Genomic DNA, 22617 nt, shown 5'->3' with positions numbered 1-22617 from the left:
TGGATGCGGTACACGCCGTTGCCGGCGTATGGGCGGGACGCATTGCGGCTGCCGTGCCAACAGGGTGAGTCCAATGATTTCGCGGGGTCACGATGAACATCCCGCTCAACCTGCGTCCCGCTGGAACGCGAGCGCGTCCGGACAGGACGCAAACCCTGACGTTTGAGCCCCAATGCCTGACGGACCGCGCCTTCTGAACGGGCGGGCAGCCGGGTCATTCCATACCAGTCAGGCCTTGGAGGACGTGTCCCGCTTCAGCACGAACACGCGGTCCAGGCGCGGGCTGCCGCGGCCCACGGGCGAGTCCAGGTCGTAGTCGAAGTCGAACGTGGCCGCGGCGCGCAGGCCGGACTTGCGGAACAGGCGCTTCACCTGGGCCTCGTCGTACGTGCGGAAGAACCACGTCGTCTCGATGAGCCAGTCCTTGTCCGGGCCGGTGACGCGCAGGCGGTTGCGCATGGGCGAGCGGCGCAGGCGCTGCTCCGGCAGGCCCTCGTGCGTGTTGCACACGACCTTGTCCGCGCCCACCTGCCCCACCCAGCGCTCGTGCTCAGGGCCGGAGCGCGCGTAGTCCGTGAGGTGGAAGCCCAGCACGTAGATGCCGTCCGGCTTGAGCAGGCGGCGGGTGCCGGTGAGGTGCTCCACCGCGGCCTTCTCGCTGTCCAGGTAGCGGAAGGTGGAGACCAGCGTGTGGGCCAGGTCCACGCGCCCTTCCAGCGCCGGATCAAAGAAGTCCTCCATGCGCGCCTGGGCCAGCTTCACGCGGCGGCGCTCCGCGGGGGACAGGCGCTTGCGCGCGTGCGCGAGCATGGCCTCCGACAAGTCATAGCCCGCGACCTTCAGGCCCCGGCTCGCGGCCTCCTCCACCAGCCGGCCCGCGCCGCACGCGGGCTCCAGCCACTGGTTGCCTCCCGTGCCGAAGCGCCGGCTCAGCTCCTGGAGGAAGTCCGCCTCGCGCACGGTGTCCGTGCCGAAGATGGCCTCGTAGTACTCCGGGTGCTCGTACCAGTCCTTGCGTCGTTCCATGGTGCCGTCAGTGCTCCGTGTGTCCCAGGACGCGCGCGAGCACGAACATCACCAGCAACCCGGCTGCCAATGCCACCAGGTTGCGCCCGGGCTTGTCCCTGCCGTGCTTGTTCACGTGCGGCAGCAGGTCCGACACGGCGATGTAGAGGAAGGTGCCGGCGGAGAAGGCCAGGGCCTTGGGCGCCAGCGACTGGAAGCTCAGCACCGCGTCGAAGCCGAAGTAGAGCACCGCGCCCACCGGCACCATCAGGCCATACAGCGCGGTGTACGCCAGGATGGTGCCGCGCTTCTTGCCCTCCGCCTGGAGGATGGACGCGAGCGACAGCGACGAGGGAATCTTGTGCGCGGTGATGGCCAGCAGCGCCATGGCGCCCACGCCCTCCTTCACCGAGGAGCCCAGCGCGATGCCGTCGAAGAGCGTGTGCGTGGACAGGCCCAGGAACGCACTGAGGCCCAGCGCGTGGCCGTGCACGTGCTCCGCGCAGTCTGGCGGCTCCTCGCAGGCGTGGGCCACGAGGTAGCGCTCCAGCACCAGCACGAAAAGGAAGCCCATGGGCACGAGCGCGAAGGCCCACCAGCCGCCGCCCTCGTACGCCTCCGGGAGCATGTGGAAGAAGGCCGCGCCGAACATCACGCCCGCCGCGAAGGCCAGGAACGTCACGAGCCGCGTGGAGCGGTCATTGAAGATGACCACGCCCGCCCCGGCCAGCGCGCTCGCCACGACGATGAAGGAGTACAGGAGGACTTCGGCTACGACCGGCGACATGGGGCGCGCACCCTACTCCCAAAACGACGCAGTCAGTAGCTTCGCACCACCAGCACCTCCACCCGTCCCGGCTTCACCTCCACCAGGTGTGTGGTGGGCCGGCCCGGTGCATCCACCTGGACGGTGTGCTTTCCCGGAGGAAGCCGGAAGCGCGCCACCTGGAACTCCGCCGGCAGTGAAAGCCAGGAGCGCAGGTCCGCCTGGTTGCCCGCGTTGAGGACCAGGAAGGTGAGCACGCCCAGCTCCTTGCTCTTCGTGAGCGCGCCCACACCCGCGGCCACGCCCGCCTTCGCCACCGCGCCCGCGAGCTGCTTCGCCAGCATGCGGCCAATGCGGTCGTTCAGGTGCACCTGGGCCACGCGCGACAGCGACGTCACCGTCACTGCCTGCTCCGCCTGGTTCTCCACCGATACGCGCACTGGCGGTGTGCCGCCGCGGTCCCGGTACACGGGCACTTCAATCAGGTCCCCGGAGTCGCCGTAGTCGCGCGATGCCCGCTCCTTCTGCGGCGACAGGCCCGCCTCCACCACCACGACGAGCTGCCCTTCACCGGGGCCCACCGCGCCGTGCGCCACGTTCGGGAACTTCTGGGAGAGCGTCTCGTAGGCGTCGTCACGGCCCGTCTTCTTCGCCAGCCGCAACAGGGGCTCCACCAGCCCGCCCAGCCGGGGCTCCAGCTCATACGCCTTCATGTAGTCGATGAAGGCCGAGTCCCATTCGCGCTGGTCCTCGTACAGCACGCCGCCCAGGTAGCGCGCGATGGCGAGCTGCTCGTACGGCTTCTTCTCCTCGGTGATCATCTTCTCGATGCGCTCGTTGACCCGGCGGACCTCCACGAGCGCGTCCTCGTCGCGGTTCAGCTCCGCGTAGTTGAGCGCCTGGAGGACGGAGATCATCAGCTTCTCGAAGTCCTCCCCGCGGTAGGCGCGGCGCCGCTCATTGCTGAGCAGCACCCCGGCCTCTTCGCTCACGGAGGTGATGTCCAGCTGCGACATGAGGTCATCCGCCTGGGCCAGCACCTTCGTGCTCTCCTCCCACTGCCCGGCCGCGTGCAGCACCATGCCCTTGTCCAACAGCAACAGGAGCTGGTCGCGCTCGGGGGCCTCCTTCTGCTCGCCGTCCAGCTCACTCAGGGCGCGCTGATAGTCGGAGGACTGGTACGCGGAGCGCGCGGAGGCCGTGCGCGCCACGTAGTCGCTGGCGCAGCCCGTGCCCAGGACGCTCAGGGCGCTCATGGCCACGATGAACAACAGGCCCCAACGCCCCCCCGCCGAGGAAGCGGCGGGGACGCGCGGGGCCTGGGATGCGATGTCGGGGAGGTTGGCCACGGCGGACGGCTACCAGCTCACGCCCTGCTTCTCGAACTTCTTGCGGATCTGCTTCTCGTCCGTCCACGCGATGGTGCCGGTGCGCACGTCGTTCAGCTTCGCCGTCATCTTGTAATAGACGAGCTTGTCGCGGCCGACCTCCTGGATGATGGAGGCGAGGTCGCCCGTCATCAGGAAGTCCACCGACGCCTGCTGGCCCGGGGCCTTGGCGGCGTTCGGGTTCACGTAGCCGGACTGCTGGTACTCGTACTCCTCCGCGATGTCCTGGCGAGCCTGCTGGTCCACCAGCGCGAAGCGGCCCGTCTGCGCGAGCGCCGTCTGGATCTTGTCCCCCAGCGAGCGCATGTCGATGTGCTCACTGGTGCTGTTGCGCAGCTTGCCCACGAGGACGATGGGCAGGGCCGCGCCCTGCGGCGGGGCTTGAGCGAAGCGCGGGGCGTTGGCGAGCGACTCGGCCATCTTCTTCGCGATGAGCTGCAGGTCGTTCTCGTTGAAGCGGTCGCCCAGCATCTCGATGGTGTTGGGGTCCTCGTAGGTGCCGCGCGTGAAGGCGCGGGAGCCTCCACAGCCGGCAAGCGACACGGCGACGAGGGCGGACAGCAACAGGCGGCGGGTGTTCATGGTCGGGTCGACTCCTAGTTCCATTCGCATTCGAAGCGGCTGCCTTCGAAGTTCCACTTGTAGGCAAGCACCGCGTCGCGGCGGTAGCCGGCCGTCAGGCGGCAGAGGCTCTGCAAGGACGCGCGCGGATAGTCGAAGGTGTACGTCTGCGCCTTCGCGCGCTCCTGCGGGGTGAGCTGAGAGGGGTGCGTGAGCGTGGGGCTGGCGCTGGCGGCCACCATCACTCGGTGCGCGCCGTACGTCTTGAGCGGCACGTGGCCCGCGAGCTGGATGCGGCGCACGGTGCGCGCCACCATGATGTCGCTGCGGTCCACCATGGTCTCGTGGCTGTTGCGGCGCTGCAGCAGCTCCGGGAGGTTCGCGGAGAACACGCGGGTGATGTCCCCGTCGTCCACGAAGAAGTAGAGGAACGCCTCGCGCGCGGTGCGGCTCTCCCCGGTGAAGTCCAGCGTCACCAGGATGTCCAGCTGCCGGTTGGGCGCCAGGCCGTGGCGCGACACCGCCGCCAGCACCGTCTTGTCCACGCCCGCCTTCTTCAGGCGGATGAGGCCGTCCGCGCTCGCGTCGCAGGCGCAGCGGCGCTCTTCAATCATCTTCACCAGCTGCGCGGGCTCGAAGCCGGCCTGCGACAGCTTGGTCAGCTCCTCGTCGGTGAGCGGGAGCTGGTCCGACCGCTCATAGATGCGCGGCAGCTGGTTCGGGTCCCACTGGATGATGTTGTAGGTCTGCACGTCCCCCGACGGGAACGGCAGTGCCACGGACGGCGAGGCGGCGCGAGGCGCCTGGGCCGTGGTCAACGCGACAGCGGCGGCGAGCAGTTGAGCGATCATGGCGTTTCCGTCAGAACCGGTATCCGACGTTCATGAACAACCGGTTCGTGACTCCTCCTCCCCCGATGGGGATGTCCGGCGAGTAGTGCAGTCCCATGAGCACGCGGTCGCGGCGGTCCAGGAAGATCTCCGCGCCCACCTGCGGCGAGATGGCGAAGCGCAGGCCCTCGCCCTCCGGGATGACGATGGCGCCCGCCTTGAGGCCGAGGGTGAAGGACACCGGCCAGCCCCAGCTGCGGAAGGTGGGGCCCACGTTGCCGATGAAGCGCCCGCCGTCGAAGACGTAGCCGCCGCTGACATCCAGGCGGTACCAGTCATCACCCCAGAGGGACACGGTGGCGCCCACGAACAGCGGCGGACCTTCCGGCGCGCCCGGGGGGTTCTCACCGGAGTTGATGGCCGCGCCCCAGTCGAACTGGAGCGACACGCCCCGGCGGTTGTCGCCGTAGCCCCCGGTGCCGTACTCCGACTCTTCAGGCCCGTCGGTGCGGCCCCGCTCCTGGGCGCTCGCGGTGAGCGGCGCGGCGACGGCCAGGAGCGCCAGGGCTCCGCACAAGGTGACAGGACGCTTCATCTGTTGGACTCCCCAGCTTGGGTGCGAATGCTCTTACGGGCGTCTTACGCCGCGTGGGTCGACATATTCATCGCGCGGCGAGCGTCCGTGCAAGTGCCCGTTTTCCCTGGGGCTCTCACAGGCGCTCTTCTTCAGGACCGGGGCTCCGGAGCGCCCTGGGTGGCCTCCTCCTGGTCATCCCGAGAGGGCGGGGGCTGCGCGGGGCGGGATTCGCTGCGCACCATGGGCAGCCAGTGGGGCTTCGAGCGCAGGAAGACGACCAGCCGCTCGCGCACGAGGAAGCGCAGGTCGCCCAGCTTGCTGGAGTTGGCCGCGCTCACCAGGGCGCGCACGGTGAGGGTCTTGTCCATCACGTCGAAGACGACCAGCGTCTTCACCCGGCCATCCCACAGGGCCTTGCCCTCGTTGGCGAGGATGCGGTCCAGCTCCGCGCGCAGCGCGTCGATGTCCGCCATGTAGTCCACCTGGAGGATGACGGTGCCCATGATCTCCGGGCTCCCCTTGCTCCAGTTCTGGAACGGCTTGTCCAGGAACTGGTTGATGGGGATGACCATGCGCCGCTGGTCCCAGATGCGCAGCACGACGTACGTGAGGGTGATCTCCTCCACCGTGCCGAACTCGCCCTCCACCAGCACGTTGTCGCCAATGCTGACGGGCTGGGTGATGGACAGCTGGATGCCGGCGAGCAGCGAGGACAGCGACTTCTGCGCGGCGAGACCGATGGCGAGGCCGGCGATACCGGCGGAGGCCAGCAGCGACACGCCCACGTTGCGCACCACCTCGAACTGCATGAGCAGCAGCGCGGCGGCGATGACGTAGGTGGCCACCTCGAAGACGGCGCGCAGCACGGCCAGCTGCGTGCGCAGCGAGCGCGCGCGGGGGTGGACGCTGGACTCGGAGGTGACGCGGCTCTGGACGTAGGCCTCCGACACGCGGAGGAAGCGCAGGATGAACCACGCCACCGCGACGATGGTGAGCGAGTAGGCCACCCGGTCGCTCAGCAGCTTCAGCTTGGGAGGCAGGAGCAGGAACGAGGTGCCCAGCGCCAGGAGGATGGCGAAGAAGGGCAGCCGCAGAGGCCCCCGGCCCGCGCTGACAATCTGGTCGTCCCAGGAGATGCGCGTCCAGCGCGCCACCCGCAGCGCGGCGGCCAGCAGGAGCTTCTCCAGGAGATAGGAGAGGATCCACGCGCTCAGGAGCGTCGCCACGAGCCCCAGCCACTGCCACGGCTCCAGCCCCAGCACCGTGCGGTCGAAGAAGACGGCCGGGAGCGTTTCGGTGAGCAGCGGGCCGTACTCCTCGAAGAGCGGGTCCACCATCTTCACGGTGGACTCCGCCACCACCCAGATGGGCGTGCCATCCACGGTGAAGCGCTGCAGCCGGATGGGCACGCTCTCGCCCTTGAGCGGGATGGCCCCCAGCGATGCGAAGCGTGAGTTGGGGGGCTCGCCCTCCGGCGTCTTCGGCAGGGCGGACGTGTCCACCGACAGCTCCCGGTCCAGGACGAACTTCAGCTTCCGCGCCAGCTGGGCGCCCTGCGCGGGCTGCTCGGCCGCCGGAAGATGGTCCAGGTACAGGTAGTGGGCGGCGCGGGCGTACTCCCCGCGATGCACCGCGTCCAGGAAGCCCTGCGCCGTGGCGCGCGGCGACGTGCGGTCCAGGTCCTGGGGGACCTGCCCCAGGCCGTTGTTGAGGGCCAGGACGGGGAGGCCCCCGAGGACGCACCCCAGGAGAAGGAGGGCCACCAGGACCCGGGAGGCATGGCGCTTCATGGGCGCCTCCATACTCCGTGTGCGGTCGGTTGTCCGGGAAAGACGGTGGGTGTTTCCGAGCCCGCCCGGCCGCTGGGAAGCCCGGGGTCGGGGACAGAAAACCCGTGCTGGAACGCAACACGGGAAAGCATTGGTGCGCCGCTGGGTGGTGGGCTAGAACCGACCCCCAAGGAAGGTCGCCGTGTCCGAAGAGAAGCGAAGAATCCTCCTCATTGACGACAGCGAGATCACCCTCGCCATGGAGAAGGCTGTCCTGGAGGCCCGGGGCTATGAGGTCGTGGCCACCTCCACGCTCATGGAGTTTGAGAAAACGCTTCAGAGCTGGCGGCCGGATCTCATCCTCACGGACATCCACATGCCCGAGGCGAAGGGCACGGACATCTGCCGCACGCTGAAGAACGAGTACAACACGCAGGACATCCCCATCGTGTTGTTCTCCAGCCTGCCGGACGACGAGCTGTCGAAGCTGGCCGAGCAGGTGGGCGCGGATGGCTCGCTCTCCAAGGTGAATGGCCTGGAGGCGATGGGCGAGAAGATCGACGAACTGGTGCAGAGCATCCTCTGGTGATGACGATGCGCGCGGCCGTCCTCGCGGTGCTCGTGAGCGCGCTTCTCACCGGATGCAGACGCCAGGAGCCGCGCGCCCCGGAGAGCGGCGCGGGCAGTGCTCCCGGGCAGCAGCAAGCCTCCTCCCCTCCTCCCGCCGCGCCTCCGGGCGCCGTGCTGTTCATCTCCGCCGACACGCGTGGATACCTGGGCCCGTGCGGCTGCAGCGAGAACATGCGCGGCGGCATCGGCCGGGCGGCGTTCCAGGTGCAGCAGGCGCGTCAGGGCGGCCAGCCGGTGCTGTACATCGACGGCGGCAACAGCCTCTTCGGGGAGACGCACCTCAAGGCGGATCAGGTGCCGCAGGAGGAGCGCAAGGCGAAGGCGCTCGCGGACGCGTTCCGCACCATGGGCATCGCCGCGCGCGCCACGGGCGAGCTGGACGACACGCGAGGCGCGGCCTTCCGTCAGGGCCTGGGGCTGCCGGAGATTCCGACGGGCGGCGTGAAGGTGCTGGACGCCGGGACGCGCAAGGTGGGCGTGGTGGCGGCGGCTTCCGGCGAAGCGCTGGTGAAGGCGAGCCAGCAGGCGCGCGAGCAGGGCGCTGACTTCGTGGTGGGCCTGTTGGACCAGCCGCTGGAGGCCGCGCAGGCCGCCGCCGCGTTGCCGGGCCTGGCCGCGAACCTGGTGGTCGCCACGCACAGCGCCAGTGAGTTCTCCGCGGAGGAGAACCGGCTGGTGCGCTCCGACGTGCCGGTGGTGGCGGTGCAGAGCAAGGGACGCTCGCTCTTGCGCGTGGACCTGACGTACGCGCCGGCGAAGGGGCCCTTCACGCCGCAGCGCTCGCAGGGGGACGTGGAGCGGGAAGTGACGGCGCTGGAGCAGCGCATCGCGCTCCTGGACAAGGAGATCGCCCTGCCCGGCATCGACCCGAAGTTGAAGACGCTGAAGCAGGGCAAGCGCGACGAGCTCGCGGCGCGCAAGCAGGGCTTCCTCTCCGCGCCGCCCGCGCCGGCCGCGGACGTCAACGGCTTCGCGCTGCGCTTCCTGCCGCTGGAGTCGAACCTGCCCAGCGCGCCGGACACGCAGGCGCTGGTGAAGGCGTACGACGCGGACGTGGGCCAGCTGAACCTCGCGTGGGCGAAGGCGCACGGCCAGGACTGCCCTCTTCCGGAGAAGGGCCAGGCGGGCTTCGTCGGCAGTGCGGTGTGCGCGGACTGCCACCCGGACGCGACCGGAGTGTGGGAGCGCACGAAGCACCACCACGCGTGGGAGACGCTGGAAGAGGTGGGCAAGCAGCACCACCTCAACTGCGTGGGCTGTCACGTCACCGGCTGGCAGAAGCCCGGCGGCGTGTGCCGTCTGGACAAGGTAGCGGGCCGCGAGGACGTGGGCTGCGAGAGCTGCCACGGTCCGGGCTCCAAGCACGTGGACTCGCCGAGCCCCGCGACCATCGTGGGCAAGCCGGGACAGGCCGTGTGCGTCACCTGCCACAACACGGAGAACTCGCCGCACTTCGACTTCGCCACGTACCTGCCTCGCATCCTCGGCCCCGGCCATGGCGGAACGGGAAAGAGCGGGCAGACAGGCGAGCCACCGGCGAAATAGGGTCGCTCGCCCCTACGGTGGGTGCTTCCCGAGGGCGTACCGGGCGACTTGTTGTTTGACTGTCAAGAAAGCTGGCGAATACTGCGGGCTTCGCCTGCTTCTGGGCGACCTCGCCTGGCGTTCCCATGCCGCTTTCTCTGCTCCTGCTTGCCCTGGCCTCGGTTCCCTCCTCGCAGGGCGTGGCGCCGTCACCGGTGCCGCCGCCCGGCGTGCGTGCGGTGCCCCCCTCGCAGGCCCCCTCGCTGACGGCGGACGGCAGCCTGGCCACGCCCCCTGCTCCCATGGAGGAAGGCGAGGAGACGGAGGAGGTGGAGAACGAGTCCGCCGAGTTGGAGGAGCTGCGCGCGCTGGAGGGCGCGACGTTGGACCCGGAGGCGAAGCCGAACGCGGAGATGATGCAGTCGCTGCGCCGGCTGGGCCTGACGAACCCGTTGCGGCTGCGAATGTTGGACGCGCTGGAGGAGCCCACCTTCCGCGAGGACGACACCGCCCCGCCGCTGGCGCGCATCACCGACCTGGCGAGCTTCGATATTTCGCAGGTGAAGGACCGCTACGACATCCCGGTCGACATGCAGCCGCGGGTGGCCGAGTACGTCCAGTTCTTCCAGGGCCCCGGCCGCAAGTGGTTCCGCAAGTGGATGGCGCGCTCCACGCGCTACCTGCCGGTGATGCAGCCCATCCTGGAGTCGAAGGGCCTGCCCCGGGACACGGTGTACCTGGCGATGATCGAGAGCGGCTTCTCCGCGAACGCGTACTCGTGGGCGCACGCGGCCGGGCCGTGGCAGTTCATCTCCAGCACGGGCAAGCAGTACGGCCTCAAGCAGGACTTCTGGGTGGACGAGCGGCGTGACCCCATCAAGGCCACGCACGCGGCGGCGGCATACCTGAAGGACCTCTACGGCGAGCTGGGCCACTGGTACCTGGCGTGGGCGGGCTACAACACGGGCTCGTACCGGGTGCGCAAGATGGTGACGCGCTACGGGACGAACGACTTCTGGGTGCTGGCGGAGGAGCCCGGGCTGGCGAAGGAGACGAAGCACTACGTGCCCAAGCTCATCGCCGCGGCGCTGGTGGCGAAGAACCCCACCGCGTTCGGCTTCTCCGAGGAGGAGTTCCAGTACGAGTCCACGCTGGAATACGACGAGGTGAAGCTCACGGACGCCACGGACCTGGACGTGGTGGCGCGCTCGGCCGGGGTGAGCGTGGCGGACGTGCAGGAGCTGAACCCGGAGCTCAAGCGCTGGTGCACGCCTCCGGCGACGGCCTCGAAGCCCTACACCCTGAAGCTGCCGCGCGGCACCACGACGCTCTTCGCGGAGAACTTCAAGAAGCTGTCGCCCGCGGACCGGCTGACGTTCCGGGTGCACACGGTGAAGAAGGGCGACACGCTGTCGCAGATTGCCCAGAAGTACGGCACGGCGCCGGAGGCCATCCTCCAGATGAACCGGCTGAAGAGCGCGCGGGTGCTGAAGGTGCGCGCGGAACTGGTGATTCCGGTGCCGGCGAGCGGCCGGGGTGGCAGCGGCGACGCGGGCATCAGCGGCGCGCTGGCGTCGAAGGTGGCGCAGGCGCGGCGCAGCGGCGTGGTGGCGACGCGGCCGGAGGACGAGGTCCCGGCGGGCACGCCCCGCGGCCCCGTGGCGGCGGGTCCGGTGAAGACGGAGAAGGTGGATGGCAAGACGCGCGTGACGTACGGCGTGCAGGAGGGCGACAGCCTGTGGCTCATCGCCAACCGCTTCCAGGTGTCGGTGGACGACCTGAAGAAGTGGAACAACCTGCCCAAGCGCAACCGCACGCTGTCACTGGGCACGCTGCTCGCGGTGTGGCCGCCGGAGTCCAAGGGCGCGGCGCCGGCGAAGGTGGAGGAGCGCGGCGGCACCATCGTGGTGGCCACCGCCGTGGCGAGCCAGGCGCCCGTGGGCCCCAAGGGCAAGGTGCACACGCTGGCCGAGGGCGAGACGCTCTGGTCGGTGTCGCAGCGCTACAACGTGTCCGTCGAGGACATCATGAAGTGGAACCACATCAAGGACCACCGCACGGTCCCCACCGGCAAGCTGCTGTCGCTGAGCGCGCCGTAGCGGCACAGGGGCATGGCGCGACGGCCGGGACCTTGCAGTCCCCGGCGCCATGCTCGCATCCGCACTGCTTCGAGAGTCACCGCTTCTTGCCTCTGAAACGCCTGGCGCGAGCGAATCCGCGCCGGCCCTGTCCGTCCTGCCCCGTGGAGTCGAACGTCCGGGGGACAGGACGGTCTCCGGAGGCAACTCGCTGACGCGCTTCAGCGGGCCCGGTCCGGTACCGCGAGGGCTTTCCCTCGCCCCACCGTCCGACGGAGTGTCCGGCCCTGAGAAGCGTGCACGCGACATCGTGGCAGGAACGGCGGCAACCCTCGTCGCGCGAGCCGAAGAGGCGACGCGTGCGGTGACGGCTGGGGGCCTGGGCGTCATGGAGCCTCCGGTCGACTTCGCGGGCGCGGCGGTTCCGGTGGCAGGCGGACTGGAGCATCCGCGCTTCGCGGGGTCGCCTCAGCTCACGGAGGTGGCGTCCGGCGTGACGGTGCTCGGAACGGGCTCGAAGGGCGACGGGCTGCGCGCGGTGCAGGGCGCGCTCATGGACATGGGGTTCGCGCTGTACGGCGGCGCGGACGGACGCTACGGCCCGGACACGGCCCGTGCGCTCCGCAACTTCCAGGTGCATGCCGGCCTGCGTTCCAGCGGCGTGCTCGACACCGCCACGCTGAAGGCCCTGGAGGCGCTCGCTCCGGCTCCGGGCTCACGGGGACAGTCGCGCGCCCTGCCCTCTCCATTCTACGCGGGCCAGCCCGTGCGCGTGGTCATCGCGCTGCGCGAGCACCGTACGTTCCTCTTCGACCCGGAGGGGAAGCTCGTGGACATCTTCCCCAACGCGGTGGGCACCGCCGCCACGCCCACGCACCCTGGACTCAAGGTCGTCCGCGCGAAGTTGGATCAGGTGGCCACCGAGAACGCGGGCGCGCGGCTGTGGAACGACCGGCACGTGTTCGGCGCGCGGCTGCTGGACCTGTCCTGGGCGGATGGCCGCCGCAGCGGCGAGGAGCTGCATGGCACCAGCGCCCCTGCCCTGCTCGGGGGCGACGTGTCCCACGGCTGCATCCGTCACGCGAACGAGGACATCCTCGTCCTGCATGACGCGCTCGCCGTGGGCGACCGCATCGCGGTGGTGGAGACGCTCCAGGACCCGCACCTGGGCGTCCCCGTCACCGTGGGCTGACGACGTCTACTGCTCTTCGAGGAGCATCTTCAGCTCCCGCACGCGCTTGCTGATGAAGTCGCGGTCCAGCTTGCGGAAGTTCTCCGGCAGCAGCGCCCGGCTGGTGCACTCCTGCACCGCCACCAGGTTCTGCATTTCAATCTCCAGCGGGTAGCTGGGCGGCACGAAGTCCGCCAGCACCGCGGCCAGGTCGTCCTTCGTCACCTGGTCACGTCCGTCCGCCAGCGCGCGGAACTTCGAGCGCACCATCACCGCCTCGATGTCCGCGCCGCTGAAGGCGCGCACGCCGCCGGGGATGAGCGCGGCGAAGGACTCCACGCCCTCCACCGACACGCCGGTCTTCTTGCTCATCGCCTGGAACAGCTCGTTCCGCTCTTCATCCGTCTGCGGATAGAAGAGCGCGAGGTGCTCTTCCGCGCGGCCCTGGCGCTTCAAGTCGATGGGCAGCAGGTCCGGCCGCGCCGTCAGCAGGAACCAGACAATCTTGCCGCGGTACTGCGTGTTGCCCATGAAGGACGCGATGGAGCCGAAGATGCGGCTGCTCGTGCCGGAGTCCCCGCCGGAGTCGCGGTTGCCGAGGAAGGTGTCCGCCTCGTCGACCATCACCGCCACCGGCCACAGGGCCTTCAGCAGGTTGAAGATCTTCTCCAGGTTCGATTCCGTCACGCCCTGCCACTGGCTGCGGAAGTTCAGGAACTTCACCACCGGGATGCCAATCTCCCCGGCGAAGCAGCTCACCATGAACGTCTTGCCCGTGCCCACCGGCCCGCTCACCAGGTAGCCCATGGGCATGACCTCGATGCGGCCCTTCTTCAGCGCGGACGCCGCCTGCCGCAGCATCTGCTTGGCGGGGGCGTGCCCCGCCACCGCGTCCAGCGTGTGCGCGGGCTCGATGAACTCCAGCAGGCCGTGGCACTCCGCCTGGATGAGCTCCTTCTTCTTCTCCTTGAGCAGCTCCGGCGTGATGCGCACCTCCCGCTCCAGCGCCTCCGTCAGCACGCGATCCAGGTTGATGCGCGACAGGCCCGCAGTCATCTTCGCCAGGCCCGCGACCGGCACCTCCGACACCGACTGGAGCTTCTTGCCCTCCAGCTTGGAGCGCACGTACTCCAGGCGCTCCTCCTCCGTGGGCAGCGGCAGCTCGATGGGCGCCACGTACGGATTGCGGCTGATGCGCGGCGACACGTCCGACAGGTTCTCCGCCAGCAGCACCACGGACACGTCGCCGGCCAGGAACTGCGGGTCGTGCGCCCACTTGTCCAGCGTGGCCACCACGAAGCGGTCCTCCGCGGACAGGTGGCTCATCTCCCCGCCGGGCACCAGCGTCTCCGCGTAGTCGATGATGAGCGCCATCGAGCGGCCCTCGCTCAGGCGCATGCGCAGGAAGTTCTCCAGGATCTGCAGCGCCCGGCCCGGGTCGCGCGGCATGACCTTGGCGTAGTCCGTGCCGTACATGGCGTCGTAACCCGTCATGGCCCGCGCCAGGTCCTTCTGCGTCTCCGGCGTCGCCGAGCGGATGCCCGACGAGCGGTCGTAGAAGAGGACGTGGTCGCGCCCGCCGAACAGCTCTTCCGAAAGGAACGTCTTGAGCGTCCCGAAGCCGCGCCCGCCGTCCTCCAGCTGCAGCGGCTGCAGGTCGCGCACGGCCCCGTACAGCAGGAAGGTGCTGACCGTCTTCGTGTAGTACTTGCGCGCCAGCTGCTGCGCCCACCGGGGCAGATCCGCCAGCGGATCCGCCTTGTTCACCTTACGCACCTTCGTCACGGACATCCCTCCGGCGCCGCTCCCCCCAGGGACATCCGGGGGGAGGACCCCCAGGCTACCTCTTAAGTGTCAGGACCGCGGTGCCGCTAATCGCGGCAGCGCGCCTGCTTCTTCAGGGTTGCATCCACCTTGACCGTGGAACCCGCCGGGGACGGCGTGCCCACGGATACGTCCTCGTCCGAGTGGCATTTCGCCTTCAGCGTGAGCTCACGCGTGCCCCACGGCACCCGGATGGTGGCCGGCGTGACGAAGCCCAGGTCCTGCTTGCCTTGGAAGATGGCCGCGCCCTCGGGCGTGGACTCGACCCGAACCTCCACGGGCGCGCGCTCCAGGTTCGCCACCACGTCCAGGCCGTTGTTGTTCACGGCCATCTTCTTGACGAAGGGCACGTAGCCGGCGGCGGTGACCTCCACCAGCGGGGCGTCGTTGCTGAGCGAGAAGTCCCGGAGCACCTGCTCGCGAACGCCCTGCTTCCGGGCGACCTGGTTGTCGATCTTCACCTCGGCGTCTTCCGGCTGGGTCTTGAAGACCACGACCACCGAGCGCGCCTGCTTCTTGAGGACCACCGGCACCTGCGTGGCGTTGGTGCCCTCGGACACCATGGCGGACTGGTTGAAGGCCTCGTAGCCCGGAGCGGTCACCACCACCAGCACGTTGCCCACGGACATGGGCTTGAGGGCGAAGCCGTTGGGGGGGAACTTCTCCGGAGGCCCCGCGTTGATGGACACCATCGCGATGTCCTTCGCCTCCAGCGTCTTGAGCTCCACCATCACGTAGCCCTGCGCGGGCTTGCTCGGGGAGAAGACCAGGGCCACGCCCACCAGCAGGAACAGCGACGCCAGACCCACGGCGCCGTAGAGCAGGCGCTTGTCCATGCCCTTGATGCCCAGGCCCCGGGCAGGAGCCTCCTGCTCGGGCGCGTTCCTCTGGCGGCCTTCCTTCGCGGGCGGACGCGGCGCGTTCCCGTTGTTGAGGACGGGGGGGGCGGGCGGACGCGGCAACGGTTCCGGCGGCGGGTCCGGCCGGTGGAGTCGCTGCGGCGGACCGTCGTTGCCCCGGTTCGGCGTCGGACGGGGCATGGGCCCGTCGTTGGCCATCAGCGTGGGCACGTTGGTCAGCGACGGACGCGGCGGCGCGGCGCTCAGCACCGGCGCGCTGTTCTGCGACAGGCGCGGCGGCGCCGGCGGCTGGGGCAGCGACGAGAGCGGCGGGATGACGGCGGTGCGGCCCGCCACGTCCTCTCCGTCGTCGTCGTCGGGCGCGGCCGGGGACTCCAGCGGCGTGACGGCGCGGCCAATGGCGGCGCCCGGCTGGGTGGTGGGCTCCGGCGAGTCGTTGAAGACAGCGTCGCGGTCCACCATCTGCGTCGCCAGCTCCTCGTCCTCCTTGGGCGAGGGCGCGGCGGGCGCGGCGGTCAGCTTGGGCAGCGCCGCGAGCGTGGGCGAACGGCGTGCCCCCTGCGGGTTGGCGCCGGAGTTGGAGGCGCGCGGCGGCGGCGCGGACACGGGCTCCACGGCGGGCGCGGAGGGCGCCACCGCGGGGATGTTGGTCATGCTCTGCGTGGGCACCGGGGACGGGCCGCTGTAGCCCGCCTCGATGGCCGCGAGCATGCCGTCCGGCGCGCGGATGTCCGCGTACTCGGCCAGGCGCTGCTTCTCGCGCTCCACCTCTTCGGCGAACGTGGACTTCATGTACTGCATGAGGTCCTTGCGGCCGAAGATGGAGTCGCTCGTCAGCAGGAAGCGCTGCAGGTCGTCGCCCAGCTCGCTGGCGTACTGGTAGCGCTCCTCCACGTCCTTCGCGAGCGACTTGAGGACGATGCGCTCCAGCGCCTCCGGGATGCGCCGGTTGTACGTGGACGGCGACGGCACCTCCGCCTTGCGCACCTTCTCCAGCACGGAGAAGTCGCTGTCGCCCACGAAGAGGCGCTCGCCGGTGAGCATCTCGTAGAGGCACACGCCGATGGCGAACACGTCCGAGCGGCGATCCAACGGCAGGCCGCGGATCTGCTCCGGGCTCATGTAGCCGAACTTGCCCTTGAGAATGCCGGCCTGCGTCTTGGTCGCCTTGCCCGCCGCCTTCGCGATGCCGAAGTCGATGACCTTGACCTCGCCCTCGAAGGACACGAGCACGTTCTGCGGCGAGATGTCGCGGTGGACGATGTTGAGCTCGCGCCCCATCCCGTCCTTCTTGCGGTGGGCGTAGTCCAGGCCCTCGCACATCTTCGCCACGCAGAAGGCGACCAGCGGCACCGGCGCGGGCTCACCCTTCTTCCGACAGCGGTCGAAGATGGCCCGCATGTCCTTGCCGGGGATGTACTCCATCGAAATGAAGTAGCTGCTGGCGATCTGCCCCAGCTCGTAGATCTGCGCGATGTTGGCGTGGGTCAGCTGGACGCTGATCTTCGCCTCATCGATGAACATCGAGATGAATTCTTCATCTTCGGCGATGTTCGGCAGGATGCGCTTGATGGCGACAAGTCGCTCGAAGCCACTGGCGCCGAACTGTTTGCCACGCCAGACCTCCGCCATGCCGCCGATGTTGACGCGGTCCAGGAGGAGATACTTCCCGAACGGGATGGGTTGCCGCTTCGGTTGAGAGGTCGTCACTGTGTGTGGGGGTCGAGTCCTTGCAGGGAGCCTATCGATCGCGGCTCCGCAGGGTCAACCGCGCGCGCGGACCTATTTCCGCCCGCTTGCTCCCCAGGCGACCCCGACTCAGGGCAAAGGGGACGTCGCCGCGCCCCCATCCACGATGGGGATCTCCAGGTCAATGCCCGGCAGGACATCATTTTCCTCGGGATCCGCGGGGATCTGTGCACGCACGACGGCGACGCGCGGCTCGCCCCGCTGGGAGAGCACGGCGGGCGCACCAAAACGCACCTCGGCGGGCAGCCCCACCAGCGTCACCCAGGCCTGTTTGCCGTCCCGGGCCACGCAGTAGAGCAGCGTGCCGGCCCGGGCGCCGGGCGCGTCACGGACCGGGCCCTCGCAGTCCGTGCGCACCTGGAGTGTATAGGCCGGCACCGACGCCCCGCGCGCCAGGTACGGCGGAGAGCCCAGCGCGTCCACCAGGGGCTGTAGCACCTGGGATCGCGTAGGCACGGACTCCACCGTGGCCAGCTTCTGGGCCTCGCCCTGGAAGCGCTGCAGTGCCACCGAGGCCATCTCCGGCGGGTCCAGCGGCGTGCGGCTCTCCGCGAGCACCAGGTCCACGAAGAGCGCCACCACGAGCAGGATGGGCAGGAGCCGGTAGCCCTTGAAGCCCTCCGGCTTCTTGCGCAGCAGTCCGGCGAGGAACACGACCAGGCCCGCGCCCGCGAGCCCGAGCACGATGCTCGCGCGCACGGCGGACGGCGGCGTCAGGAGCGCGGAGACCTCCTCGGTCCGGGCGCGCAGGGCATCCGAGAGGTCGCCCCCGTAGATCCACCCGAGCGCCCCCAAACACAGGACGTTGGTCAGGAGCGACTTGCGAGAAGGGCCGCTCATCCCGCCAACGTCCTCGCCGGATCCGTGGCGGCGGCGCGGCGGCTGGGGAAGTACGCCCCGGCGAGCGCGGCCACGAGGCCCAGCAGCACCCCGCCCAGCACCACCGCCGCGGGGAAGGAGAAGAAGCTCTCCGGCTTGAAGGGGAAGTTGGGCAGGTAGCCCTTCGCGAGCCGGTCCACGATGAAGGCCAGCACCAGCGCCGCCGCCGTGCCCGCCGCGCCGCCCAGCACGCCCACCACGCCGGCCTCCGCCAGCACGATGGCGCGCACGTCCGCACGAGAGGCCCCCACCGCCTGCATCACGCCAATCTCCTTCGCCCGAGCGCGCACCGACGAGGACATCGCGTGGGCGATGTTCACCGCGGCCAGCACGCAGATGAGGATGGAGAGCAGCGCCAGCGCGGACGTGGTGAGCGCCACCGCCGCGCCCGCGTTCTCCGCCATCCGGCGCTCCTGATCATCGATTTCAAAGCCCATCCCCTTCACCGCCTCCACCAGTTCCGGGACGCGTGAAGGGTCCGCGGCCACCAGCGTGACGCCGGAGTAGCTGTCCGCGTCCGCGCCGGAAGCGCGGTTGATGCGCACCGCCGTGTCCAGCGGGATGGTGATGCCCGCGAGCATGGCCCGGTCGGACGCGCCCACCACCTGAGCCTGCTGCGTGGTGCTGGGCCCGCCGGACGTGGCCGCCACGTAGGAGCGGTTGAACTCCACCGGGAAGGCGAAACCGATGAGCATCTCCGCGGACAGCTGAGGCAGCTTGCGCGCGGGCGCGAACGTCTTGTTGTACAGCTCCAACAGGCGCGTGGAGATGAGCGCGGGGATGGCCTTGCCCTCCCCCGGGTCCTTGAAGTCCTTTGCCTCCGGCAGCCCTACGTCCTTCTGCACCAGGCCGGGGTCCACGCCCACCGCGAGCACCTCCATGCCCATGCGCAGGCGCGAGCCGAAGAAGACGCCGTCGTAGCGCGTCACCGCCGGCACGCGGACGTTCATCTTCCGATACGTCGTCTCCACGCCGGGCAGCGCGGCCAGGCGCTCCACCGCGGCCGTGTCCAGCTTGCCGCCGCCAAGGAGGCCCAGCGACACCGCCGGGGGCACCACGTCCACCAGCCGCGAGTCGGTGGGGAAGATGCGCTCGCGGATGACGCGCCCCACGCCCAGGCCCAGGCCCACGAAGAACACCAGCGCGCCCACGCCCATGGCCACGCCGAAGGCGGAGAAGAACGCGCCCTTGCGTTCGCGCGCGAGGGACAACCTCACCAGTCGCGACAGTGCGTCGAACCTCACGGGGCACCTCGCGACGCCAGGGCTTCCGACGCGGGGGATTCCTCCACCAGCCGCGCGTCCTTGAGCCGCAGCACCCGCCGCGCCACCGCGCTCATGCGCTCCTCGTGGGTGACGGTCAGCACCGTGAGCCCTTCCTTGTGCAGCTCCCGGAAGAGCTGGATGACGCCCGCGCCGGTGGCCGCGTCCAGGTTGCCCGTGGGCTCGTCGCACAGGAGCAGCTTCGGGCCGCCGAAGAGGGCCCGGGCAATGGCCACGCGCTGGCGCTCGCCGCCGGACAGCCGCACCGGCGCGCGGTCCTGCTTGGAGCCCAGACCCACGCGCTCCAGCAGCTGGCTCGCGCGCTTGCGCCCGTCCGCCGTGGCCGGACCGAAGTGCGAGGGCAACAACACGTTCTCCAGCGCGGACAGGTTGGGGATGAGGTGGAAGGACTGGAAGACGAAGCCCACGTGCGTGTTGCGGAAGCGCGCCAGCTCCTTGTCGCGCAGGCCGGTGAGCTTCACGCCGCCCACCTCCACCTGCCCCTGGTAGTGCACGTCCAGGCCGCCCAGCAGGTGCAGCAGCGTGGACTTGCCGCTGCCGGAAGCGCCCACCACCGCGACGAAGTCCCCTGCCTCCACGTCCAGCGACACGCCGTCCAGGACGCGCACGCGCGAGCCCTCGCCGTCCTCGTACTCCTTCACGACATCTCGCGCGTGGATCAAGGCGTGGCCGGGGTCGTGGTGGTGGCGGGCGCGGGAGTGAGCCGCAGGGAGACTTCCGCCTGCAGCGCCTTGTCCTTGCGAGACAGGGCCATCGTCACCGCGCGCAGGTCGTCCGTGGCATCCAGCCAACGCACCGTGGTGGCCTTGATGGCGAAGCCGCCAATGCCCCACGCGGCGGAGGGCAGCGCCTTCACCGCGTCCGCCAGCCGGCGCAGGTCCAGCAGCACCACCAGCGCGGCGTCCTTGCCCACGGACTTCAGGTCCTCGGACACGGGGCCCGTACCGGCCGGCTGCGCGAACGAGGCCAGGGTGGACTCCAGGCGCGCCTTGGGCGCCGCGAGCAGCAGCTTGCCGTCCTTGGACAGCGCGAAGTGCGCGCCTTCACCCGCGCGGTACGACGTGAGGTACGCCTTCTGGCCGCTCACGTCCGTGGGCTCCACCTTCGCGCCGAAGCCGCCCGCGAAGCCGGGCACCTTGTCCAGCGTGGCCTGCCCCTTGGCCACGTCCTTCACCTCCGCGAGCGCCACCAGGTTGACGAAGCGGAAGGGGTTGGTGCGCCGCAGGTCCAGGTCCGGCATGCCCGAGGACAGGTTGACGTTGGGCGACAGCGACAGCGCGAGCACCATGCCCGGCTTGAGGTTGTCCAGCACCTCCGTCTTCACGTTGAAGCCCGCCTCCTGCACCGCGCGCGTCACCTGCGAGCCGGCCAGGTACGGCCACACGCCGTCCAGCTGCGCCGGGTCGCCGCGGAAGCGCGCCACGAAGAAGCTGTCCTGCGGCAGCCAGCCCGCGAGCGACTCACCGCCCTTGGGCTCCAGCGCCGCGAGCGACGCCTGCGTGTCCGGCCACGGCGCGTCCGCGCGCAGCGTCACCGCGCGCTCCTCGACGTGGCCCGTGAAGGTGATGCCCTGCACGCTGCCCGCGGGCAGCAGGCCCATGCCACCCGGCAGCCACACGTGGAAGTCGCGGTCGCCGGAGAGGCGCTTGAGGGACGCCTCCAGCACCGGCTCCTTCGCAAGGGACTGCTCCTCCGGCAGCGCCGCCAGCTCCGTCAGCCGCGCCACCGACGCGCCTCCGCCCAGGAGCACCAGGTCGTGCGGGAGAAAGAGCATGCCCAGCATGGGCGTCGTGGAGCCCGGACGGTTGAAGGTGACGAACCGTCCTGCATCCACCTTCGTGTCCTTCTCCTCCGAAGCGCCCAGGCGCGTGCGGGCGAAGGTGGCGAAGGTCGTCTTCAGCTTGTCCGCGTCCTTCACGCCAATGACGGACACCGCCTGCATGCCCCCGAAGAAGGCCGCGCCCGCGCCGCGCTTCGGGTCGATGCCGGCGTCCTCCAGCGCCTTGCGGCTGCGCAGGTCCACGCCCACCTGCCGCATCACCGCGGACACGTAGCGCTCCGCGGAGGGGAAGTTCTGCAGCTGCGCGACGAACGAGGCCACCTTGAGGTTCTGGAAGCGCGCCAGCTTCTCGCCCAGCGTGCCCAGGTCGTCGATGACGACGGCCGCCTGCGCGGTGCGCGGCAGGTAGCGCGACACGCCCCGGGGCGAATCCGCGGGCCCGGCCGCCTCCTTCCCGCAGCGCGAGCAGCCGGCGAACACGACCAACAGCAGGACCAACGGGACGAATCCAACGCGGCGGAGCATGGGCGGCAGGACAGGATGCCTGCGGCGGAGAGTCAATCTATTCGTGCTCCGTCACAGGCCCCCGCCGGTGCCGCAAGGTGCCACGGTGAACAGGTGCCCGTCCGGGCCCGTGCCCGCTCTACCGCACGCGGGTGCCGCCGTGCGGCAGGGGCGCGGAGGTCTCCTCGGTGAAGTCGAGGAAGCGCTCCATCTGGCGCACGGTCTCGTCCGTGGCCTCCGTCTCCGCGGAGAGCACGTCCAGCTGCCGGTTGACGCTCTCCGGGTCTCGGATGGCGATGGACTGCTCGTGCGTCAGCCGCATCAGGTCCTCGATGCCGGCCAGCTGGTGGCTCACCACCTCGCGGCTCTCGCCCGCCTGCTCGAAGCGCATCAGGCGCTTGCGCTGAATCTCCACGCGCTTGCCCTTCACGTCCTTGAGGCGCGGGTTGGCTTCCCCGGCGACCTCCGCCTCCAGCGCCGCCACCTCGGAGGTCAGGTGCTCCCGGTCGGACCCGCTGAGGTACGTGCGGTACTGGTTGAGCGCGGAGATGAGCCGCAGGAAGGACGTCAGCAGCGCGTCCAGCTTGGGCTCGCTGTCCGCCGCCAGCACTCGCCCGCCGGGCAGCTTGCGGTAGTTGGCGAGGATCTTCTCCTTCAGCCCCACCAGCTGCTGGTAGTGGTCGCGCTGCGACGGCGCCAGGTCCGCGAGCAGCGAGTCCACCGCCGCGCGCGCGGCCTCCGGGTTGTCCGGCTGCTGCGCCCGCACGGCGCGCTGGAAGCGCTTCATGGACGACACGACGGCCAGGTAGACGCCCTCCACGCCCAGCGCCACCATCATGGGCAGCGGCTCCTGCGTCACGGCGCTGGACATGGCCGCCGTCGTCAGCCCCACCAGGTTGGCCGGCAGGAGGAACGCGGCCTTGATGTAGTTCGGTGTCTTCGCCACGTCCGACTCCCCTTCCCTCTTCCGGCCCGCTTCAGGGCCCCCGCGCCTCGGAGACGTACTTCAGAGCGCCCAGGTCCCGCGTGTCCTCCGCCGGAGGGGGCACCGTCCCGCGATTGAGCTTCTGGAAGAGCGCCGCGGCGCTCTGGAAGAGCTCGTCATAGGTAACCGGAGCCTCGCCGGAAAGTCCGAAGAAGGCCCGATTGTCCGCCAGCGTCGCGGGCGGCGCGCTGCGGATGGCCTCCGAGGGGTCCCCCAGATAGGGCGCCACCTCTCCCAGGAGCCGCGCCCCGGCCGCCGGGGACTTGAGCACGCCCTGCCCCGCGTCCAAGAGCCCCCGGAGCACCCGCCGCACCGCGTCCGGGTAGCGCGCCGCGAAGTCGCCCCGGGCCACCAGCACCGTGGCCAACAGGTGTGGCGCGTCCGCCGTGGTGGCCAGCACCTTGCCGCCCCTGTCTCTCGCCGCCAGCTCCACGTCGCCCCACAGCCCCACCAC

The 22617-nt window shown here is 70.0% G+C and carries 18 protein-coding genes and 1 pseudogene; 4 read left to right on the top strand and 15 right to left on the bottom strand.

Going from position 1 to position 22617, the window contains the following annotated elements:
• Positions 1–228: 228 nt before the first annotated feature.
• From D7Y11_RS26250 to D7Y11_RS26220, 7 genes are all read right to left on the bottom strand, one after another.
• Entirely contained in the window at positions 229–1026 is a 798-nt protein-coding gene (locus D7Y11_RS26250; protein WP_126935070.1) for a bifunctional 2-polyprenyl-6-hydroxyphenol methylase/3-demethylubiquinol 3-O-methyltransferase UbiG, read from the bottom strand.
• A 7-nt stretch (positions 1027–1033) separates the two neighbouring features.
• Positions 1034–1792, bottom strand: coding sequence for a ZIP family metal transporter (locus tag D7Y11_RS26245; protein ID WP_120578179.1), 759 nt, complete (start codon positions 1790–1792; stop codon positions 1034–1036).
• 32 nt (positions 1793–1824) lie between these two features.
• Positions 1825–3120, bottom strand: coding sequence for a COG3014 family protein (locus D7Y11_RS26240; RefSeq protein WP_233607396.1), 1296 nt, complete (start codon positions 3118–3120; stop codon positions 1825–1827).
• Positions 3121–3129: 9 nt separating this feature from the next.
• Positions 3130–3741 carry a penicillin-binding protein activator LpoB gene (lpoB, locus tag D7Y11_RS26235; protein ID WP_120578180.1) on the bottom strand — a complete coding sequence of 204 codons (612 nt, stop codon included), beginning with the start codon at positions 3739–3741 and terminating at the stop codon, positions 3130–3132.
• A 14-nt stretch (positions 3742–3755) separates the two neighbouring features.
• Positions 3756–4571, bottom strand: coding sequence for a hypothetical protein (locus D7Y11_RS26230; protein ID WP_120578181.1), 816 nt, complete (start codon positions 4569–4571; stop codon positions 3756–3758).
• Positions 4572–4581: 10 nt separating this feature from the next.
• Positions 4582–5145, bottom strand: a complete 564-nt coding sequence (locus D7Y11_RS26225; protein WP_120578182.1) for a hypothetical protein — start codon at positions 5143–5145, stop codon at positions 4582–4584.
• A gap of 131 nt (positions 5146–5276) precedes the next feature.
• Positions 5277–6917 (bottom strand): mechanosensitive ion channel family protein, encoded by a 1641-nt coding sequence (locus tag D7Y11_RS26220; RefSeq protein WP_126935069.1) that lies wholly within the window; start codon positions 6915–6917, stop codon positions 5277–5279.
• Positions 6918–7098: 181 nt separating this feature from the next.
• Here D7Y11_RS26220 and D7Y11_RS26215 point away from each other — a divergent pair, with 181 nt between their 5' ends.
• The 4 genes from D7Y11_RS26215 (at position 7099) to D7Y11_RS26200 (ending at position 12320) form a co-directional block, all read left to right on the top strand.
• Positions 7099–7485 carry a PleD family two-component system response regulator gene (locus D7Y11_RS26215; RefSeq protein ID WP_014398957.1) on the top strand — a complete coding sequence of 129 codons (387 nt, stop codon included), beginning with the start codon at positions 7099–7101 and terminating at the stop codon, positions 7483–7485.
• A gap of 5 nt (positions 7486–7490) precedes the next feature.
• Positions 7491–9071, top strand: coding sequence for a cytochrome c family protein (locus D7Y11_RS26210; protein ID WP_126935074.1), 1581 nt, complete (start codon positions 7491–7493; stop codon positions 9069–9071).
• A 125-nt stretch (positions 9072–9196) separates the two neighbouring features.
• Entirely contained in the window at positions 9197–11149 is a 1953-nt protein-coding gene (locus D7Y11_RS26205; protein WP_126935068.1) for a LysM peptidoglycan-binding domain-containing protein, read from the top strand.
• Positions 11150–11516: 367 nt separating this feature from the next.
• Positions 11517–12320, top strand: coding sequence for a L,D-transpeptidase family protein (locus D7Y11_RS26200; protein WP_126935067.1), 804 nt, complete (start codon positions 11517–11519; stop codon positions 12318–12320).
• 6 nt (positions 12321–12326) lie between these two features.
• On the opposite strand, the gene D7Y11_RS26195 is transcribed toward D7Y11_RS26200, so the two are convergent.
• The 8 genes and pseudogenes from D7Y11_RS26195 to D7Y11_RS26160 form a co-directional block, all read right to left on the bottom strand.
• Positions 12327–14084 carry an ATP-binding protein gene (locus D7Y11_RS26195; RefSeq protein ID WP_169821693.1) on the bottom strand — a complete coding sequence of 586 codons (1758 nt, stop codon included), beginning with the start codon at positions 14082–14084 and terminating at the stop codon, positions 12327–12329.
• Positions 14085–14170: 86 nt separating this feature from the next.
• Positions 14171–16693 (bottom strand): serine/threonine-protein kinase, encoded by a 2523-nt coding sequence (locus D7Y11_RS26190; RefSeq protein WP_126935066.1) that lies wholly within the window; start codon positions 16691–16693, stop codon positions 14171–14173.
• A 108-nt stretch (positions 16694–16801) separates the two neighbouring features.
• Entirely contained in the window at positions 16802–17572 is a 771-nt protein-coding gene (locus D7Y11_RS26185; protein ID WP_126935065.1) for a hypothetical protein, read from the bottom strand.
• Entirely contained in the window at positions 17569–18855 is a 1287-nt protein-coding gene (locus tag D7Y11_RS26180) for an ABC transporter permease (RefSeq protein WP_121754469.1), read from the bottom strand. The genes D7Y11_RS26185 and D7Y11_RS26180 overlap by 4 nt, the downstream gene beginning before the upstream one ends.
• Positions 18852–19556 (bottom strand): ABC transporter ATP-binding protein, encoded by a 705-nt coding sequence (locus D7Y11_RS26175; protein WP_126935064.1) that lies wholly within the window; start codon positions 19554–19556, stop codon positions 18852–18854. Before D7Y11_RS26175 ends, D7Y11_RS26180 begins: the two co-directional genes overlap by 4 nt.
• Positions 19553–21199 (bottom strand): hypothetical protein, encoded by a 1647-nt coding sequence (locus tag D7Y11_RS26170; protein WP_126935063.1) that lies wholly within the window; start codon positions 21197–21199, stop codon positions 19553–19555. Before D7Y11_RS26170 ends, D7Y11_RS26175 begins: the two co-directional genes overlap by 4 nt.
• 118 nt (positions 21200–21317) lie before the next feature.
• The gene (locus tag D7Y11_RS26165) at positions 21318–22124 is read right to left on the bottom strand and encodes a hypothetical protein (protein WP_120578191.1); all 807 of its coding nucleotides are present in this window, start codon (positions 22122–22124) and stop codon (positions 21318–21320) included.
• A 31-nt stretch (positions 22125–22155) separates the two neighbouring features.
• A pseudogene (locus D7Y11_RS26160) lies at positions 22156–22617 on the bottom strand (hypothetical protein); the annotation flags it as partial.

It is taken from the genome of Corallococcus sp. AB018, from assembly GCF_003986945.1.
Taxonomy (GTDB): domain Bacteria; phylum Myxococcota; class Myxococcia; order Myxococcales; family Myxococcaceae; genus Corallococcus; species Corallococcus exiguus.
Note: the sequence above shows the minus strand (reverse complement) of the source record. Positions and strands in the feature narration are given on the sequence as shown.